Here is an 18,461-nt window from a genome sequence, read left to right on the forward strand (position 1 = left end):
CACCGGTGGCTCCGCCACGTGTGAAAACGCTGTCCTCACGAGGACACCGCTGAGAACCCGCTGGTGGTCCTGTTGCTGCGGTGGTCGGCTGCTCAGCGGCTGCGCCGCTGACGGGACGACGGAGAGGAAGGGGTCAGGCGACGAACTCCTCGTCGATGAGGTCGAGGAGGCGGTCCAGGGAGGCTTCGGCTACGTCGTCGTCGGCGGTGTCGTTCGGCGGGGCCCCGCGGAGGCGCGCGGCGAGGCGGTCCAGGTGGGCCGCCAGTCGTTCCCGCTCCGCCGGGTCCGCGGGAACGTCGGCCAGGCGGCGTTCCCAGTCGGCCAGCTCGGCGGTCAGGTCCGTCGTCGGGAGATCGGCGGCGAGCAGCCCGGCGAGGTGCTCGGCCACCGCGCGCGGGGTGGGGCGGTCGAACGCCAGCGAGGTCGGCAGCCGCAGGCCCGTCGCGGCGCCCAGCCTGTCCCGCAGCTCCACGCCGGTCAGCGACTCGAAGCCCGCCTCCTTGAACACCCGGTCCGCGCCCACCCGGTCGAGGTCGCGGTGCCCGAGGACCGCGGCGGCCTCGGCGCGCACCAGGTCCAGCAGGAACGGCACCCGCTTGCGCTCCGGCAGCTCGGCGAACCGGTCCGGCACCTCCGGAACCCGTTGCGGCGCCGTGGTTCCCGCAGCGCTCGCCGCGACCGGGCCCGCGGTCGTCCTCGTCGGCCAGAACCGCTCGTGCTGGAACGGGTAGGTCGGCAGCGCCACCGGACGCGGCCCGGTACCGGCGAACACCGCGGACCAGTCCACCGGGACGCCGGTGACGTGCAGCCGGGCCAGCGCGGTCACCCACGCCGCCTCCTCGTCCCGATCCCGGCGCAACGCGGGCACGACGACCGCGCGGCCGTCCGGCACCGACTCCGGCACCAGCCCGGACAGCACGCCGTCCGGCCCCAGCTCCAGGAACCGCCGCACCCCCGCCGCGTGCAGCGCGGCGACACCGTCGGCGAACCGCACCGGTTCCCGCACGTGCCGCACCCAGTGCTCCGGATCGGACAGCTCGCCCGGCCCGGCGAGGGCACCGGTGCGGTTGGACACCACCGGGATCGACGGCTCGGCGAACGACAGGCCCGCGACGACCTCGCGGAACTCCGCCAGCACCGGTTCCACCAACGGCGAGTGGAAGGCGTGCGACACCCGCAGCCGGTTCGCCTTGCGGCCCAGCTCGGTGAAATGCTCGGCCAGCGCGGCCACCTGCTCGGCGTCACCGGAGACGACCACCGCGTCCGGCGCGTTCACCGCGGCCACACCCAGCCGGTCCGTGAGCAGCGGGGCCACCTCCGCCTCCGCCGCCTGCACCGCGGCCATCGCGCCGCCGGGCGGCAGCGCCTGCATCAACCGGCCCCGGGCCGCGATCAGCGCCGCCGCGTCCGGCAGCGGCAGCGCACCGGAGACGTGCGCGGCGGTCACCTCGCCGACCGAATGGCCACCCACGTGGCCGGGGCGGATGCCGTGCGACTCGGCGAGGCGGAACAGCGCGACCTCGACCGCGAACAGCGCGGGCTGCGCGCACCCCGTCCCGTCCAGCGCGGCCTGGTCGGCGCCCCACACCACCTCGCGCAGCGGCCGCTCCAGGTGCGGGTCCAGCTCGGCGAGGACCTCGTCGAAGGCCGCGGCGAACACCGGGAACCGGGCGTGCAGCTCGCGGCCCATGCCGAGCCGCTGCGAACCCTGCCCGGAGAACAGCACCGCCAGCGGCCCGTCCTCGGCGGTCCCGCGCGCCACCTCGGCCGTGCCGTCCGCGGTGCTCAGCAGCACCGCGCGCCGCTCGAAGAGGTGCCGCCGCGTCGCCAGCGACCAGCCCAGGTCCACCGGGGGGCCCGAGCTCCCGTCGGCCAGGTCCGCGACCTGGGCGACCAGCTCCTCCAACGCCCCGGCCGAGCGCGCCGACACCGGCAGCGGCACCGCCGCCGGCTCGATCTCGGCAGCCGGCTCCGCCTGCTCGACCGGCTCCGGTCGTTCCACGATGACGTGCGCGTTCGTCCCGCTGATGCCGAACGAGGACACCCCGGCGCGGCGCACCCGGTCGGTGCGCGGCCACGGCGCGGGCCCGGCCAGCACCTCCACCGCACCCGCGGTCCAGTCCACCTCGGTGGTCGGGGCGCGCAGGTTCCGGATGCCCGGCAGCCGGTCCCGGCTCAGCGCCAGCACCGATTTGATCAACCCGGCCATGCCGGCGGCGGCCTGCGCGTGTCCCAGGTGGCCCTTCAGCGATCCCAGCAGCAGCGGCACCTCCCGGTCCTGCCCGTAGGTCGCCAGCAGTGCCTCGGCCTCCACCGGATCGCCCACGGGGGTCCCGGTGCCGTGCGCCTCCACCACGTCCACATCGGACGGTTCGAGTCCGGCGGCGGCGAGCGCGTCCCGGATCACCGCGCGCTGCGCCGCCCCGCTCGGCGCGGTCAGACCGGTCGAGGCGCCGTCGGAGTTCACCGCCGACCCGCGCAGCAGCGCCAGCACCTCGTGTCCGTGCTCGCGCGCCCGCGACAGCGGTTCCAGCAGCACCACCCCGGCGCCCTCCGACCAGGCCGTGCCGTCCGCGTCGGCGGAGAACGGCTTGCAGCGACCGTCGGCGGCCAGCCCGCCCTGCCGCGAGTAGCCGACGAACGCGGCGGGCGTGGACATCACCGACACCCCCGCCACCAGCGCCAGTTCGCACTCGCCCGCCGCCAGCGACCGCGCCGCCACGTGCACCGCCACCAGCGACGACGAGGACGCCGTGTCCACCGCCAGCGCCGGACCGGACAACCCCAGCAGGTACGCCACCCGGCCGGCGGCGACCGCGGGCGAGAACCCGGTCACCGCGTGCCCGCTCACGTCCTCCGCCGCGCCTTCCGCGGCCACCGCGTAGTCCTGGCCGTGCAGGCCCGCGAACACGCCGGTCCGGCTGCCGCGCAACGACTCCGGGTCGATCCCGGCGCGCTCCAGCGCCTCCCAGACGACCTCCAGCAGCACCCGCTGCTGCGGATCCATCGCCAGCGCCTCCCGCGGCGAGATCTTGAAGAACTCCGCGTCGAACCCGGCCGCGTCCGGCAGGAAACCCCCGGTCTCCACCGCACAGGCCGCGCGCAGCGCGTCCACGTCCCAGCCCCGGTCGAGCGGAAACGCCGACGCCGCACCGGAATCGGAGCCCACCAGCTCCCACAGGTCCTCCGGGGACCGCACCCCACCGGGGAACCGGCACGCCATCGACACCACCGCGATCGGATCGGCCGCGCCACCGGGATCGGCACCGGCCGGGCTCGTCGTGCGCCGGATCGTCATGCGCTGCACCACCTCAGGAGAAGTCGGGCGGGACTGCACCATTCGAGTGCGCAGCGTAGGTGCCGATTCGCTGTACTTTTCCCTAGAGCCGCAGGTCGCGGGGCTGGAAGCGGGCGCAGGACTAAGGATTCCCCGCACCCCGCTGTGGGAGAAAGTTCCCCGTCCCGGCCGGGACGCCGACTCTGGAGGGTGTGCCCATGGAATCGACCCGGCGGCCGATCCTGTTCGTCAGCTACCCGGAGAGCGGGCTGCTCAACCCGCTGCTCGTGCTGGCGCAGGAGCTGTCCCGGCGCGGTGTCGCCGACCTGCACTTCGCCACCGACGACAACCGGCGCGACGAGGTGGCCGCGCAGCAGGTGGACAGCCCGGTGCACTTCGTCCCGCTCGGCCCGGTCGTCCCGGAGATGTCCGCGGTCACCTGGGACGACGAGGTGTACCGGGAGGTCACGCAGCGGTCCCGCTTCAAGGCGCACCGCGCGGTCATCCGGCACACCTTCTCCCCCGAGGCGCGCATCGACAAGTACCGCGCGCTGGAGGCCGCCGTCGAGGAGATCCGCCCGGCGCTGCTGGTCGTGGAGAGCATGTGCTCCTACGGCTGCGAACTGGCCATCACCAAGGGCATCCCGTTCGTGCTGGGCGTGCCGTTCATGCCGAGCAACGTGCTCACCTCGCACATCCCGTTCGCGAAGTCCTACACCGGACCGGACTTCCCCGTCCCGCACTCCGGGTTGCCCTACGAGATGTCGCCGTGGCAGCGGCTCGCGAACCGGGTGTTCAAGTTCCGCACGCTCGGCATGTTCCTCACCAAGGAGCTGCGCGAACGCGCCGCCCGGGACCAGCGGATCCGCGACGAGCTGGGCATCGCGCCGGAGGCGGGCGGGTTCATGTCCCGCATCGAGCACGCGGAGCTGGTGCTGTGCTACTCCGTCCCCGAACTGGACTACCCGTTCTCCGCCCCCGAGCACCTGCGGCTGGTCGGCACGATGGTGCCGCCGCTGCCGCAGGCGCCCGAGGACGACGGGCTCGCCGCCTGGCTGTCCGCGCGTGATTCCGTGGTGTACATGGGTTTCGGCACCATCACGCGGCTCACCGCCGAGCAGGTGCGCTCGCTGCTGGAGGTCACCCGCAGGCTCGGCGAGCGCGGCACCGACGTGCTGTGGAAGCTGCCCGCCGAGCAGCAGCACCTGCTGCCCCCGGCGGACGAGCTGCCCGCGAACCTGCGGGTGGAGGCCTGGGTGCCCTCGCAGCTGGACGTGCTCGCACACCCCTCGGTGCGGCTGTTCTTCACCCACGCGGGCGGCAACGGCTTCCACGAAGGCCTGCACTTCGGCAAGCCGCTGGTGGTCCGGCCGCTGTGGGTGGACTGCGACGACCAGGCGGTGCGCGGCCGCGACTTCGGGGTGAGCCTCACCCTGGACCGGCCGGAGACGATCGACGTCGCGGACGTGCTGGACAAGCTCACCCGGGTGCTCGACGAGCAGTCGTTCCGGGACCGCGCCGAGGTGTTCGGGCAGCTGCTGCGCGACGCGGGTGGCCGGGAGGCGGCCGCGGACCTGCTGACCGGCCTGCCCGCGCTCGCCGCGCAGAAGGCGGGGCTGTGATGCGCGTTCCGGTCTCCCAGCCCTGGTTGCGGGGCCGCGAGCAGGAGTACGTCACCGAGGCCGTCGCCGGGGGCTGGATCTCCTCGCAGGGCCCGTTCGTGCCGCGCTTCGAGGAGGAGTTCGCCCGCAGGCACGGGTCCGCGCACGGCGTGGCCTGCTCCTCGGGCACCACGGCGCTGACGCTGGCGCTGCGCGCGCTCGGGGTCGGGCCCGGCGACGAGGTCATCGTCCCCGAGTTCACCATGATCGCCTCCGCCTGGGCGGTCACCTACCACGGCGCGACCCCGGTGTTCGTGGACTGCGGCGACGACCTGAACATCGACGTGGACCGCATCGAGGAGAAGATCACCCCGCGCACCAAGGTGATCATGCCCGTGCACGTGTACGGCAGGCGCTGCGCGATGGACCCGATCATGGAGCTGGCGCACCAGTACGGCCTGCGCGTCGTGGAGGACTCCGCGGAAGCGCACGGGGTACCGCCGGTCGCCGACATCGCCTGCTTCTCGCTGTTCGCCAACAAGATCATTACGGCCGGGGAGGGCGGGATCTGCCTCACCGGCGACCCGTGGCTGGCCGGGCAGCTCGCGCACCTGCGCGGCATGGCCTTCACCGCGGATCACGGCTTCCTGCACAAGAAGCTGGCCTACAACTTCCGGATGACCGCGATGCAGGCCGCCGTCGCCCTCGCCCAGACCGAACGGCTCGACGAGATCCTCGCACTGCGGAAGGAGATCGAGCAGCGCTACGACGAGGGGTTGCGCGACGTCGACGGCATCGGGCTGATGCCGCCGCGCGACGTGCTGTGGATGTACGACCTGCGCGCCCGCGACCGCGAGGGGCTGCGCGCCCACCTCGCCGAGCACGGCATCGAGACCCGGCTGTTCTTCAAGCCGATGAGCCGCCAGCCCGGCTACTTCGACGCCGCCTGGCCCGAGCTCAACGCCGCCCGGCTCAGCGCGGACGGGCTCTACCTGCCCACCTACACCGGGCTCACCGCCGCCGACCAGGAGCACGTCGTGGCCCGCATCCGCGAGTTCTACGGCCGGAACTGACCACCAGCAGACGACGATGGAGTGCGGATCATGTCCGACGTGGTCGACTTCCCGATGCGCCGCCCCGGCGCGTCGTTCCCGCCCGCCGAGTACGCCGACTTCCGCGCGCGGCCCGGGCTGGTGCGCGCCCGGCTGCCCACCGGCGCCGTCGTGTGGCTGGTGACGCGGCACGAGGACGTGCGCACCGTGCTCACCGACCCGCGCGTCAGCTCCAACCCGACGCACGAGGGGTTCCCCAGCCTGCTCGGCAAGACCGGTGGCGTGCCCTCCCCCGACACCATGCCCGGCTGGTTCGTGGCGCTCGACCCGCCCGACCACGACCGGTTCCGCAAGACGCTGATCTCCGAGTTCTCGGTGCGCCGCATCCGGGACATGCGCCCCGCCATCGAGCAGGTCGTGCAGGACCGGGTGGACGCCATGCTCGCCGCGGGCGATACCGCGGACCTGGTGGCGGACTTCGCGCTGCCGGTGCCGTCGCTGGTGATCTCCAGCCTGCTCGGGGTGCCGAAGGCGGACCGGGACTTCTTCGAGGCCAAGACCCGGACGCTGGTCAGCACCACCGCCACCGACCAGGAGCGCGAGGCCGCCACCACGGAGCTGCTGCGCTACCTCGGCAGGCTCATCTCGATCAAGGAGAAGCGGCCGGGCGACGACCTGATCAGCCGGCTGCTCGCGGTGGGCACCATGTCCGCCGCCGAGCTGTCCGGCGTCGCGATGCTGCTGCTCATCGCCGGGCACGAGACGACCGCGAACAACATCTCGCTGGGCGTGCTGACGCTGCTGCTGCACCCCGAGTGGATCCGCGCCGACGGCATCGTCGAGGAGCTGCTGCGGCTGCACTCGGTGGCCGACCTGGTGGCGCTGCGGGTCGCCGTCGACGACCTGGAGATCAGCGGCCAGCGCATCGCGAAGGGCGAGGGCATCGTCCCGCTGGTCGCCGCCGCCAACCACGACGAGGCCGCCTTCGGCTGCCCGCACCGCTTCGACCCGACGCGCGCCGCGCGGCACCACGTGGCCTTCGGCTACGGGGTGCACCAGTGCCTCGGGCAGAACCTGGTGCGCGGGGAGATGGACCTCGCGTACCGGGTCCTGTTCGAGCGCATCCCTAAGCTGGAACCGGCGGTACCGGTGGAGGAGTTGCCCTTCAAGTACGACGGCGTGCTGTTCGGGCTGCACTCACTGCCGGTCCGCTGGTGACCACGCACCGTTCCCGAAGGAGACAGCCATGCTCAAGATCACCGCGGACAAGGACCGCTGCGTCGGTGCCGGACAGTGCGTGCTGTCCGCGCCCGACGTGTTCGACCAGGACGACGACGGCGTCGTGACGCTGCTCGACGAGACGCCCGGCGCGGAGCACGCGGACGACGTGCGCCAGGCGGCCCTGATCTGCCCGTCGCAGGCGATCACCGTCGAAGAGGCCTGAGGCTCCACCGCAGGTGGGCGGCCCACCCGTTGCGGCGGGTGGGTTGTCCCCCGTCCGAGTCACGCCCGATCCAGCGATGCGAACCCGTGTTCGACGCGGGCAGCATCGGAGGTATGGATCTCCGGAGCACCGCACTCGCCGCGCGGCACCTCGTCCGCGCCTTCGCCCGCACCCTCGTCGGCCCTGCCGCCCTCGGCCGGGCACCCGTCGGCCGCGAACTCTTCGGCCGCGCACCCGCCGGCTGGGCACCCGTCGGCTGGGCACCCGTCGGTTGGGCACTCGCCGACCGGGCATCCAGCGGCCGCGTCCGCATCGGCCGCGCGGCGCCACCGCGCCGGCCCGGGGGCGCCGCGGCGGGGCGTTCCGCCGCGGCACCCGCCCGCTCACCAGGTGATCGGCAGTTCCAGGACGCCGCCGGAGAGCTGGCCGCTCTCCAGCTTCAGGTCCTCCGGCGCGACCGCGACCTGCAGGTTCGGGATGCGGCCGAACAGCGTGCTGAACGCCGTCTGCAGCTCCACGCGCGCCAGCGGGGCCCCGATGCAGTGCCACACCCCGTGCCCGAAGGTCAGGTGCGGGTTCGGCACCCGGCCCACGTCGAAGCGCTCCGGGTCCTCGAAGGCGCGCTCGTCGAAGTTGGACAGCGTGAAGTCCAGCAGCACCAGCTCGCCGGTCCGGATCGTCACCCCACCGATCTCCACGTCCTCGGCCGCCCAGCGCGGCAGCATCGAGCTGCCCGCCTTCGCCGCGCGCAGCACCTCCTCCACCGCGATCGCCATCGTGCCGGCGTCGCGCATCGCGGCGTCCCGCTTGTCCGGGTTGCCCGCCAGCACCAGCACGCCGACGTCGATGTGGCTGATCACGCTGTCCAATCCGGCGAACAGCACGCCGGCGGCGAGGGTGCCGATCCGCTCGTCGTCCAGGCCCGCCTCGCAGAGCCGGGAGATCACGTCCTCGCCCGGGTCGCCGCGCTTGCGGCCCACCAGCTCGGAGATGTAGCCGAACAGCTCGGCGGCGCCCTCCTCCGCGGCCGCGGGGTCGCCGAGCACCGCCATCCGGCCCAGCATCCGCACGATGTGCATCCGGTCCTCCGGCGGCACGCCGATCAGCTCGTAGAGCACCTGCAGCGCGAACGGCTGGGAGAACTCGGCGTGCAGGTCGACCGGCGGACCCTTGTCCACCAGCGCCTGCACCATCTCCTCGGCCAGCTCCACCACCTTCGGGCGCAGCCGGGCCAGCCTGCGGGCGGAGAAGCTCGGTGTCAGCAGCGACCGCATCTCCCGGTGCAGCCGGGTCGCCTCCGCCGGGTCGGAATCGGTGATCAGCAAGTTGAAGAACGGGGTGTCCACGTAGCGGGGCGCCGAGGGCGGATCGGGGTGCGAGCGGTTGATCCGCTCGTCCTTGAGCAGCTGCTTGACCTCTTCGTGCCGGGTCACCAGCCACGCCTCGTCCCCGGCGGGCGTGCGCACCTTGCAGACCGGAGCCTGTTCCTGCAGGTCCCGCAGCTCCTTCGGCGGGCGGAGCATGGCCGAGGGACCGGTGCCCAGCTTCGGCAGGTCGAGGGATTGACTCATGGGCGATTCCTCCGCTGTACGGATCGACTGCGCGGACAACCTGCGGGGCGCCGCGCGGGGAGCGGCGGGCCGGCGAGGGGATCAGGTTCGGGCGGGCACCAGCTCGGCGAGCCAGTCGCGCACCACCTGCGCGGTCAGCTCCGAGTGCTCCTTGGCCAGCGAGAGGTGGTCGGCCTCGATGGTCCGCACCGCATCGGTGTCGATCACCGGCGGCGCCTTCGTGCCGCGGCTGCCCGGGACGGGCACCGAGCAGCGCACCAGCAAGGTCGGCGCGGTGGTCACCGGGGCGTCCGCGAACGCGGCGACCTTGTTGTACCAGTGCACCATCGCCGAGAGCCGGGCGCTGTTGAGGTTCACCGACGGGGAATCGATGTCGGCCAGGTAGTAGTTCGCCACCTCGTCGTAGTCGATGTCGTCGTTGTCGTCGTAGCGCAGGCTCAGCGTGTCCAGCAGGACCACCGCCTCGGGACGCACGCCCCAGGTGTCCTCCAGCAGGCCCGCCGCGTGGTAGGCGATGGTGCCGCCGGTGGAGTGCCCGATCAGCACGAACGGATCGCCGTCGCTGCCGTGCAGCGCGCTCTCCGCGACCGAGCGGACCGCCGCCGCGCCGTGCTCCGGCAGCGCCTCCCCCGACCCGAAACCGACCAGCGGCAGCGCCGAGACGTGCCGGATCCCGCGGAAGTGCGCGGCGATCCGCGCGTACTGGTGCACCCCGCCGGTCGCGCCCGGCGAGCTCACGCAGATCAGCCGCGGATCGGTCGGGCCGTCGGCCAGCGTCACCGGCTCGGGCAGCTCGGCCAGCTCGGCGGGCGTCTCGAAGGTCGGGCGGGTCGCGGCGACCGCGCCCAGCATCCGCATCGACTCCTTGCGCTTGCCGCAGTGCACGCCGGACAGGAACAGGTTCACCAGGGTGTCGTTCGGCCCGCCCTGGGACCGGGCCCCGCCCGCGGCGGGCGCGACCCGCGCGTCGAGTTCGCCGCCCAGCCACCGGGCCAGCGCGTCCGGGGTCCTGGCATCGAACACGACCGAAGCCGCCAGCCGCAGGTCCAGCTCCTCCCCCACCCGGTTGCGCAGCTCGACGGCGATCAGCGAATCGAAGCCCAGTTCCAGGAAGTCCCGTTCCTGGTCGACCGCGGCCGCGTCCCGGTGCCCGAGCACGGCGGCGGCGTGCTCCACCACCAGCTCGGTGAGCAGCCGGTGCCGGTCCGCGCCGTCGGCCGCGGCGATCCGCTCGCCCCGCGAGCCCGCGGAACCGCGCGCCGCCGCGGCGGGGCGGCGGGACGCGGGGATCAGCTCCCGCAGCACCGGCGGCACGTGCCCCTGCCCGCGCATGCCCGTGGCGTTCGTGCGGATCGGCACCACCAGGGCCTCGTCCCGGGTGCGCGCGGCGTCGAACAGCGCCAGGCCCTGCGCCGCGGACAGCGGCGGCAGCCCGGACCCGGCCATCCGCTCCCGGTCTGCCTCGGTGAGCGCGGCGGTCATCCCGCTCGCCGGCGCCCACGGCCCCCAGGCGAGCGACTGCGCGGGCAGGCCCTGCGCGCGGCGGTGCTGCGCCAGGGCGTCCAGGAAGGCGTTGGCGGCCGCGTAGTTCCCCTGGCCGGGGCCGCCCATCACGCCGGAGACCGAGGAGTACAGCAGGAACGCGGCCAGGTCCCGGTCCCGGGTCGCCTCGTGCAGCCGCCACGCGGCGTCCACCTTCGGCCGCAGCACCCGGTCCAGCCGGTCGGCGGTGAGCGAGCCGATCGCGCCGTCGTCGAGCACGCCCGCGGTGTGCACCACGGCGGTGAGCGGGTGCGCGGCGGGGATCTCGGCCAGCAGCCCGGCCACCGCCGCCGCGTCCGCCGCGTCGCAGGCGGCGATCCGCACCTCGGCGCCGTGCGCGGTGAGCTCCGCGCGCAGCTCCAGCGCGCCCGGTGCCGCCGGACCGCGGCGGCTCGCCAGCACCAGGTGCCGGATGCCGTGCTCGGCGACCAGGTGCCGGGCCAGTTCGGCGCCGAGCCCACCGGTGCCGCCGGTGATGAGCACGGTGCCCTCGGGATGCCAGTTCGCGGGTGCCGCCGGGTCGCGACGCCGCGCGGCCGTCGAGCCACCGCCGTTCACCGCGCCCGCACCGCCACCAGAATCGTCCACTGTGGACTCCACAGCGTGCCCGGCCGCGGGCAGCGGCACCAGGCGTGCCACCCGGACCTCCCGCTGGCGCACCGCGAGCTGCGGTTCCTCGGCGCCCAGCAACCCGGGCAGCACCGCCGCCGAGGTGAACGCGTCGTCCAGATCGATCAGCAGCAACCGCCCCGCGGGCTCCTCGGCCTGCGCGGACCGCACCAGGCCCCACACCGCCGCCGCGGCCACGTCCGCAAGCGCCTCGCCGGACACCGACACCGCGCCCCGGGTGACGAACACCAGGTGCGAACCGGTGAGCCGCTGGTCGGACTGCCACTCCTGGAGCAGGGCGAGCGCACGGCGGGCCAGCTCGTGCACCGCGTCCGGTTCCGCCGCGGCACCGCCGGTCACCGGGACCAGGAACACGTCCGGTGCGGTGCCGCCGCGCGTCAGGTCCGACAGCGACTCGCCGTAGCCCACCACCGCCTCGTCCGCGCGGTGCAGCGCGTACGCCAGGTCGAACTCGTCGCCGCCGACGATCGCCCAGCGCCGCCCGCCGACCGGCTTCGGCGCGGGGCCGGGAACCCAGTTCAGCCCGAACAGCGAGCGGGACACGTCCACGTCCGCGGCGGCCGCGGCGGTGTCCGGTTCCCGGGGAGCGGCCGGGGTTTCCCCGTCGTGGTGCAGCGAGGCCACCACCAGCACCGGGTTCCCCCGGCCGTCGACGGCGACGACCTCGGCCCCGTCCGCGCCGGGGCGCGCCCGCACGCGCAACACCTCGGCACCGGTGGCGTGCAAGGACATCCCGCTCCAGCGGGTGGCGCGCGCGCCGCCCGCACCGGGCACGGCCGCGGCGACGCGGGCCACCGCGTCCAGCAGCGCGGGGTGCAGGTCGTGGCCCGCGGCGGGCACTCCCGCGGGCAGCGCGACCTCGGCGAACACGGCTCCGTCCCGGTGCAGCACCTCGAACGGCTCGTCCCGCGACAGCGGTTCGGCCCCGGCGGGCGGCTCCCCGTCGAAGTCGACCTCCGGTGCGGCCGCCGCGGCCAGCACGCCGGTGCCGCGCTCGACCCGCTCGGCGTCCTCGGCCGCCGCGGGCCGGGTGTGCACCGCGAACTCCCGGTGGCCGGACCCGTCGGCCTCCTCGATCCGCAGCTGCACCGCGACCGGTTCCGCCGCGGACACCGGTTCGGCGCCCAGCACCAGCTCCGCCACCTGGTCGCAGCCCACCTCGTCGGCCGCCCGCAGCGCCAGCTCCGCGAACGCGGCCGCCGGCACGACGCCGCGCGCCGCGTCCGCCGCGATCCGGCCGGTCAGCACCACCGCGCCGGAACCGGCCAGCCCCACCGCGGCGCCGAGCACCGGGTGGTGCACCGCGCGCAACCCCAGCCCGGCCGCGTCCGCGGCTCCGGCCGACGGCGCGGGCCAGAACCGCTCGTGCTGGAAGGCGTAGGTGGGCAGGTCGACGCGGCGCGCCCCGGTTCCGGCGAACAGCTCCGCCCAATCCACCCGCAGTCCGCGCACGTGCAACCGGGAGAGCGCGGTCATGAACGCCGCCTCCTCCGGGCGGCCCCGGCGCAGCGCGGGCACTTCCACCGCGGTCGTGGGCAGCGACTCCTGGGCCATCGCGCACAGCGAGCCGTCCGGCCCCAGTTCCAGGAAGGTCTGCGCGCCCGCCTCGGACAGCGCCCGCACCCCGTCGGCGAAGCGCACCGCCTCCCGGACGTGGCGCACCCAGTACTCCGGGGTGCTCAGCTCCGCGGTGGCCCGCTCCCCGGTCAGGTTGGACACGACCGGGATCTCCGCCGGGGCGAACGACAACTCCCGCACCACCGCGCGGAACTCGGCCAGCACCGGGTCCACCAGCGGCGAGTGGAACGCGTGGCTGACGCGGAGCCGCTTCGCCGCGCGCCCGTCGGCCCGCGCCCGGTCGATCACGTGCTGCACGCCCCGCTCGTCACCGGACACCACGGTCGACCGCGGTCCGTTGATCGCGGCGATCGCGGTGGCGCCGGTGCACCACGGCGCGACTTCGGTCTCGCTCGCCTGCACCGCGACCATCGCGCCCCCGGCGGGCAACCGGCTCATCAGCCGGGCTCGGGCGGACACCAGCTTCGCGGCGTCCGGGAGCGCGAACACGCCAGCGACGTGCGCGGCCGCGATCTCCCCCACCGAGTGGCCGCCGAGCAGGTCGGCCCGCACGCCGAAGGACTCGGCCAGCCGGTACAGCGCCACCTCGACGGCGAACAGCGCGGGCTGGGTGTTGCCGGTGTCCGCCAGCGCCGCCGGGTCGTCGCCCCAGATCACCTCGCGCAGGGGGTCGTCGCGGTGCCGGTCCAGCTCCGCCAGCACGGCGTCCAGCGCCGCGGCGAACACCGGGAACCGGGCGTGCAGCTCGCGGCCCATGCCGAGCCGCTGCGAACCCTGCCCGGAGAACAGCACCGCCAGCTTGCCCGGATCGGCGGCCACCGCCCCGCGCGCCACCTCCTCGACGCCGTCGTCGGTGGCCAGCAGCACCGCCCGGTGTTCGAAGGCGGACCGGCCGGTCGCCAGCGACCGCGCCACGTCGAGGCGGTCGCACCCCGGGTGCTCGGCCCGGAAGTCGGCGAGCCGGTCCAGCTGGGCCCGCAACGCGGCCGGGGTGCGGCCGGACACCGGCCACGGCACCGCGGCCGGGCGCGGCACCTGCTCGGGTTCCGGTTCCGGCGGCTCCGGTGCCTGCTCCAGGACCACGTGCGCGTTGGTGCCGCTGATCCCGAACGAGGACACCCCGGCGCGGCGCGGATGCCCGGTGGCGGGCCACGCGGTGCGGCCGGTCGCCAGCTCGACGGCACCGGTGTCCCAGTCCACGTGCTCGGACGGGCTGCGCACGTGCAGCGTCGGCGGCAGCTCGCCGTGCCGCATCGCCTGCACCACCTTGATCACGCCCGCGACGCCCGCGGCGGCCTGGGTGTGCCCCAGGTTCGACTTGACCGATCCCAGCAGCAGCGGCCGCTCCCGGTCCCGCCCGTAGGTGGCCAGCAGCGCCTGCGCCTCGATCGGGTCGCCCAGCCGGGTCCCGGTGCCGTGCGCCTCCACCACGTCCACGTCCGAAGTGGACAGATCGGCGCCGGCGAGGGCCTGGCGGATCACCCGCTGCTGCGCGGGTCCGTTCGGCGCGGTCAGGCCGTTCGACGCGCCGTCCTGGTTCACCGCGCTGCCCCGCAGCACCGCCAGCACCCGGTGCCCGTGCCGCCGGGCTTCGGAGAGGGTTTCGACCGCGAGCATCCCGACGCCCTCGGACCAGGCGGTGCCGTCCGCGTCGGTGGAGAACGCCTTGCACAACCCGTCCGGCGCCAGCCCGCCCTGCCTGCTGAACGAGGAGAAGTTCGCCGAGGTCGTCATGATCGTGACGCCGCCGGCCAGCGCCAGCGAGCACTCCCCGGTGCGCACCGCCTGCGCGGCCAGGTGCAGCGCCACCAGCGAGGAGGAGCAGGCGGTGTCCACGGTCAGCGCCGGGCCCTCCAGCCCCAGCGCGAACGCCACCCGGCCGGAGAGCACGCTGGCCGCCATCCCGGTCGACGCGTGCCCCTCCAGGTCCTCGCCGGAGGCGAGCACCAGGTGGATGTAGTCCTGCCCGGTGGTGCCGACGAACACCCCGGTCCGGCTGCCCCGCAACGACTTCGGGTCGATCCCGGCCCGCTCCAGCGCCTCCCAGGACACCTCCAGCGCGTGCCGCTGCTGCGGGTCCATCGCGAGCGCCTCGCGCGGGGAGATGTCGAAGAAGCCCGGGTCGAAGTCGGCGGCACCGGGCAGGAACCCGCCGCGGCCGGTGGCGCTGCGCCCCTCGCCGAGCGCCGCCAGGTCCCAGCCGCGGTCTGCGGGGAACCCGGAGATCGCGTCCTCGCCCGCCGACAGCAGCTCCCACAGCCGCTCCGGCGAGTCGGCGCCGGGGAACCGGCAGGCCATGCCGACGATCGCCACCGGCTCGTGCCTGCCGGTCTCCGCCTCGTGCAGGCGTTGGCGCGTCTCGTGCAGATCAGCGGTGACCCACTTCAGGTAATCGACGAGAGTGCTTTCGTCCGGCATCGTCGGTTCCTCTCTGCGAACGACCGCGGTGGCGCGCGCGGCGCCACGGCACGGGTCCGGTTCGGTGTCGGCGGGCTGCGGTCAGGGCTGGGTGCGCCTGCCGAGCTCGTTGTCGATGAACGTCAGCAGGTCGTCGGCGCTCGCCCCTTGGATGCGCTCGCCCACCGCGGGTTCCGCGGTCTCCTCGTCGCCGTGCCGCGCGGCGTCGCCGTAGCGCTCCAGCAGGCCGTGCAACCGGGTGGTGACCTCGCGGCGGAACTCGGCGCCGGACTCGGCGGCGGCGAGGGCGTGCTCCAAGTGGTCCAGCTCGGCGAGCAGCGCCGTCCCGCCCAGTCCGGCGGAGCGGTTCGGGCCGCCGGGTCCGGCGGGTCCGCCCGCGTGGTCGGCGTCGTCCGCGCCGCCGAGCACGGCGGCGAGCACTCCCGCCACCGCGAGCGGCGTCGGGTGGTCGAAGACCAGCGTGGAGGGCAGCCGCACCCCGGTCGTCGCGGCGAGCCGGTTGCGCAGTTCCACGGCGGTGAGCGAGTCGAACCCGATGCGGCGGAACTCCCGCTCCGCACCGATCTCCGCCGCCGAGCCGTGGCCGAGCACTGCGGCGGCCGCATCGCGGACCAGCAGCACCAGCTCCTGCTCGCGCTCCGGGCCGCGCAGTCCGGCGAGGCGCTCGGCGAGCCCGGCCCGCTCCGCGGCGGGGTCCGCGGCCGCCGCCGACCGGCGCGTCGAGCGCACCAGTCCGCGCAGCAGTGCGGGCACCTCTCCCTGGGCGCGGGGCGCGGCCGAGCCGATGCCCAGCGGCACCACCAGCGGTTCGTCCGCGCCGATCGCGGTGTCGAACAGGGCCAGCCCGCGCTCGACCGGCAGCGGCGGCATCCCGTTGTCGCCGATGCGGCGCAGGTCCCGCTCGTCGAGCCCCGCGGTCATGCCGACGCCCTGCTCCCACGCCCCCCACGCGAGGGACGTCGCGGGCAGCCCGCGCGACCGGCGGTACCGAGCGAGGGCGTCCAGGAACACGTTGCCCGCCGCGTAGTTGGCCTGCCCGGCGCTACCCAGCACCCCGGACACCGAGGAGTAGACGACGAACGCCGCCAGGTCCAGGTCGGCGGTGAGCTCGTGCAGGTGCCACGCCCCGTCCACCTTCGGTCGCAGCACCGCGTCCAGCCGCTGCGGGGTCAACGCGTCGACGATCCCGTCGTCAAGGACGCCCGCGGTGTGCACCACCGCGGTCAGCGGGTGCGCGGCGGGCACCGCGCCCACCAGCTCGCGGGCGGCGTCCCGGTCCGCCACGTCGCAGGCGGCGAGGACGACCTCGGCGCCGTGCTCGGCGAGTTCGGCGCGCAGCTCCGCCGCACCGGGCGCCTCCGGGCCGCGGCGGCTCGCCAGCAGCAGGTGCCGGACGCCGCGTTCGGCGACGAGGTGCCGGGCGAGTTCCGCCCCGAGCCCGCCGGTGCCTCCGGTGATCAGCACGGTGCCGTCCGGGTCCCAGCCGCGCGGGACGGTGAGCACGATCTTGCCGGTGTGCCGGGCGAGGCTCATGTGCCGGAACGCCTCCGGCGCCCGCCGCACGTCCCAGGTCCGCACCGGCAGCGGCCGCAGCGCGCCGGAGTCGAACAGGCCGAGCACCGCGCGCAGCATCTCCTGGATGCGGTCCGGGTCGACCAGCCCGAGGTCGAACGAGCGGTACCGCACCCCGGGCACGTCCGCGCGCAGGTCCGTCTTGCCCATCTCGATGAACCGGCCGCCGCTGGGCTGCAACCGCAGCGAGGCGTCGATGAACTCCCCGGACAGCGCGTTGAGCACCACGTCGATGCCGCCGTCCCCGGCGACCCGCGCGAACGCCGCCTCGAAGGCGGTGTCGCGGGAGGAGGCGATGTGGTCGTCCGCGACGCCCAGCGACCGCAGCACGTGCTGCTTGCCCTCGCTGGCGGTGGCGAACACCTCCGCCCCGAGGTGGTGGGCCAGCTGGATCGCCGCCATGCCCACGCCGCCCGCTCCCGCGTGCACGAGCACCTTCTCGCCGGCGCGCAAGCCCGCCAGATCCACCAGGCCGTGGTAGGCGGTGAGGAAGACCAGCGGCACCGAAGCGGCGGTCGGCCAGGACCACGCCGCGGGTATCCGCGCCAGGAACCGCTCGTCGACCGTCCCCAGTGGACCGAAACCGCCGAAGACCATGCCCAGCACCCGATCTCCGGGCCGCAGGTCGACGACTTCGGGGCCGGTGTCCACCACGACCCCGGCCGCCTCCGAGCCGAACGGACCCGCCTCGCCCGGGTACATGCCGAGCGCGTTGAGCACGTCCCGGAAGTTCACCCCGGCGGCTTCGATCCGCACCCGCACGTCCCGACCGGTCAGCGGTTCCGCGGCCTGCGGGAACGGGACGAGTTCGAGGTCGTCCAGGCTGCCCCCGGCCGCGCTGTCCAGGTGCCAGGGCGTCCCGGCGGGCGGGACGAGCGAGCCCGCGGTGGCCCGCGGCGCCCGCCGCGCCACGTGCGGTTCGCCGCCGCGGAGCACGGCTTGCGGTTCGTCGGCGGCGACCAGCCCCGGTACCACCGCGGGCACCGCGGCGGCGGAACCGCCGGGCACCGCGCCGTCCGGCCCGGCACCGCTGCGCGCCGCGCCACTCGCGGTGCCCAGGTCGTCCGAGCCGCCCAGCTCGCCCGAGCCGCCCAGCTCGCCCGAGCCGTTCAGGTCGCCCGCGCCGCCGGAGCCGCCCTGGTCGTCCAGGTCGAGCAGCAGGAACCGGCCCGGGTGCTCGGCCTGCGCGGACCGCACCAGGCCCCACGCGGAAGCCGCCGCGAGGTCCGCGCCGGGGCCGTCGGCCACCGCGCCGCGGGTGACGAACACCAGCCGGGCGGCCGCGAACCGGTCCTCCGCGAGCCACTGCCGGACCAGCTCCAGCACCCGTCCGTTCAACGCGCGCACCTCGTCCGGGCTCGTCCGCGCACCGCGCAGCGGGACCGCCACGAAGTCCGGCACCGGGTCCGGCAGCTCGGCGAGGGAGGCGACCACCTCCGGGACGCCGAGACCGAACTCGTCCGGGCCCAGCACCGCCCAGCGCGCGGCGGGCGAGGTCGCGGCGGCGCCGCGGTGCGGCACCCAGTCGACGTGGAACAGCGAGTTCAGCTCGTCCTGCCCGGCGGATGCCGCCGCGGCCGGACCGGCCTCGCGCAGCACCAGGGAGTCCACCGACAGCACCGGGATGCCCTGCGGGTCGGCGGCGACCAGCCGCACGGAATCCCGGCCGCGGGGGGGGGGGCGCCCCCCCCCCCCCCCCCCCCCCGGGGGGGGGGGGGGGGGGGCCCGACCCCCGGCCCCCCCCCCCCCCCCCCCCCGCGGGGGGGGCGGCGCCGA

7 protein-coding genes and 1 pseudogene are annotated in these 18,461 nt (G+C 75.2%); 4 read left to right on the forward strand and 4 right to left on the reverse strand.

The genetic code is table 11. The features are described from left to right. Nucleotides 1–133 precede the first annotated feature (133 nt). Complete coding sequence (locus tag LCD31_RS17165; RefSeq protein WP_224959392.1) at nt 134–3,298, reverse strand: type I polyketide synthase; 3,165 nt, start codon at nt 3,296–3,298, stop codon at nt 134–136. 197 nt (nt 3,299–3,495) lie between these two features. Between LCD31_RS17165 and LCD31_RS17170 the strand changes: the two genes are divergently transcribed. From LCD31_RS17170 to LCD31_RS17185, 4 genes are read left to right on the forward strand one after another with little or no spacing between them, the layout of a single operon-like run. After that, nucleotides 3,496–4,899, forward strand: a complete 1,404-nt coding sequence (locus LCD31_RS17170; RefSeq protein ID WP_224959393.1) for a glycosyltransferase — start codon at nt 3,496–3,498, stop codon at nt 4,897–4,899. Further along, nucleotides 4,899–5,951 (forward strand): DegT/DnrJ/EryC1/StrS aminotransferase family protein, encoded by a 1,053-nt coding sequence (locus LCD31_RS17175; RefSeq protein WP_224959394.1) that lies wholly within the window; start codon nt 4,899–4,901, stop codon nt 5,949–5,951. Before LCD31_RS17170 ends, LCD31_RS17175 begins: the two co-directional genes overlap by 1 nt. A gap of 30 nt (nt 5,952–5,981) precedes the next feature. Then, on the forward strand, nt 5,982–7,148 hold the full coding sequence (locus LCD31_RS17180) for a cytochrome P450 (RefSeq protein WP_224959395.1): 1,167 nt from the start codon (nt 5,982–5,984) through the stop codon (nt 7,146–7,148). A 28-nt stretch (nt 7,149–7,176) separates the two neighbouring features. Next, nucleotides 7,177–7,374 (forward strand): ferredoxin, encoded by a 198-nt coding sequence (locus LCD31_RS17185; protein ID WP_224959396.1) that lies wholly within the window; start codon nt 7,177–7,179, stop codon nt 7,372–7,374. 383 nt (nt 7,375–7,757) lie between these two features. Here LCD31_RS17185 and LCD31_RS17190 read toward each other — a convergent pair whose 3' ends face one another. The 3 genes and pseudogenes from LCD31_RS17190 to LCD31_RS17200 all read right to left on the reverse strand — a co-directional run bounded on the left by LCD31_RS17190 (nt 7,758) and on the right by LCD31_RS17200 (nt 18,341). Continuing rightward, on the reverse strand, nt 7,758–8,945 hold the full coding sequence (locus tag LCD31_RS17190) for a cytochrome P450 (RefSeq protein WP_224959397.1): 1,188 nt from the start codon (nt 8,943–8,945) through the stop codon (nt 7,758–7,760). A gap of 81 nt (nt 8,946–9,026) precedes the next feature. Next, nucleotides 9,027–15,104: pseudogene (locus LCD31_RS17195) on the reverse strand (SDR family NAD(P)-dependent oxidoreductase); the annotation flags it as partial. Between the two features lie 90 nt (nt 15,105–15,194). Beyond that, nucleotides 15,195–18,341 (reverse strand): SDR family NAD(P)-dependent oxidoreductase, encoded by a 3,147-nt coding sequence (locus LCD31_RS17200; RefSeq protein WP_224966412.1) that lies wholly within the window; start codon nt 18,339–18,341, stop codon nt 15,195–15,197. Between the last annotated feature and the right edge of the window lie 120 nt (nt 18,342–18,461).

It is taken from the genome of Saccharopolyspora sp. 6M (assembly GCF_020176775.1).
GTDB classification, from domain to species: Bacteria; Actinomycetota; Actinomycetes; order Mycobacteriales; family Pseudonocardiaceae; genus Saccharopolyspora_C; species Saccharopolyspora_C gregorii.

What these genes read in the sequence shown, in the direction of transcription:
- LCD31_RS17165 (WP_224959392.1), bottom strand. Translation starts at nt 3,298, where the DNA reads ATGACGATCCGGCGCACGACGAGCCCGGCCGGTGCCGATCCCGGTGGC.
- LCD31_RS17170 (WP_224959393.1), top strand. Translation starts at nt 3,496, where the DNA reads ATGGAATCGACCCGGCGGCCGATCCTGTTCGTCAGCTACCCGGAGAGC.
- LCD31_RS17175 (WP_224959394.1), top strand. Translation starts at nt 4,899, where the DNA reads ATGCGCGTTCCGGTCTCCCAGCCCTGGTTGCGGGGCCGCGAGCAGGAG.
- LCD31_RS17180 (WP_224959395.1), top strand. Translation starts at nt 5,982, where the DNA reads ATGTCCGACGTGGTCGACTTCCCGATGCGCCGCCCCGGCGCGTCGTTC.
- LCD31_RS17185 (WP_224959396.1), top strand. Translation starts at nt 7,177, where the DNA reads ATGCTCAAGATCACCGCGGACAAGGACCGCTGCGTCGGTGCCGGACAG.
- LCD31_RS17190 (WP_224959397.1), bottom strand. Translation starts at nt 8,945, where the DNA reads ATGAGTCAATCCCTCGACCTGCCGAAGCTGGGCACCGGTCCCTCGGCC.